Origin of the sequence: Luteimonas huabeiensis HB2 (assembly GCF_000559025.1) — a bacterium.
Lineage (GTDB): Bacteria > Pseudomonadota > Gammaproteobacteria > Xanthomonadales > Xanthomonadaceae > Luteimonas > Luteimonas huabeiensis.
Genome location: NZ_JAAN01000075.1, coordinates 1 through 879, shown reverse-complemented (window position 1 = coordinate 879; position 879 = coordinate 1). Strand labels below are relative to the sequence as shown.

Genomic DNA, 879 nt, shown 5'->3' with positions numbered 1-879 from the left:
GGAAGGGAAAACAGGGTGCTCGCCGCTTGCGGGGGAAGGGAAAAACAGCATGGAAAGGATCGCCTTTGCGCGGCGAATGCCGATACGGCTAATCCGGCGAGGCCTGCCCGCGCAGCCAGTCGGCGCGCACCGGCGCGGGCATCGACAGCAGCTTGCGGCGCAGGGCGTCGCGCTCCTCGGGCGGGGTGCGCTGGGCGACGATCGCCAGGTCGGCGCGGGCGCGTTCGTCGAGGGCGCGCAGCATCGCCAGCAGCTCGGCGCGCTGGTCGCCGGGCACCAGCGCGAACAGGCCGTGCAACTGCGGCCATTCGGCGCCGAGCACGGTGCCCAGGCCCCAGCCCTCGCGCTCGAGCGCGTCGAGCGCGGCATAGCGCTCGGCAAGTTCGCGGCGCTGGGCTTCCGGCATGCGGGCGTAGGCGGCGGCGGTGGCGCGCAGGCGGGCACGCTCGGCTTCCGGCAGGGTCTCCCAGACCGCCCAGGCCGCGCGCCGCGCTTGCCGTTCGGGCAGCGGCAACGCATCCCATTGCGCCATGCGCTGGCGCAGCGCCTCTCGCTGCGCCGGCGGCAGCGCGGCCCATTGCCGCGCCTGCGCTTCGATCCGGGTGCGCTCGGCGGCCGGCAGCGTCCGCAACGCCTGCGGCAAGGCCTGCGCCCAGGCCGGCAGCGCGAGCAGGCACAGCAGGGCGGCCAGGGCGACCTTCGGCACGGCGGCGCGAGGGGATATCGACGTTCGAGCTGCAGCGCCGGAGCCGTCCCTTCTGCCGCAAGCCGGTGGATGTCGTCCCTTCTCCCGCAAGCGGGCGCATCTCGTCCCTTCTCCCGCAAGCGGGAGAAGGTGGCGCGCAGCGCCGGATGAGAGCGGCTTTTGCACGCCTGCGG

1 protein-coding gene is annotated in these 879 nt (G+C 74.3%); it reads right to left on the bottom strand.

The features are described 5' to 3' along the window. Window positions 1-88 precede the first annotated feature (88 nt). Complete coding sequence (locus Z164_RS0119515) at window positions 89-706, bottom strand: DUF3106 domain-containing protein (protein WP_043691122.1); 618 nt, start codon at window positions 704-706, stop codon at window positions 89-91. Between the last annotated feature and the right edge of the window lie 173 nt (window positions 707-879).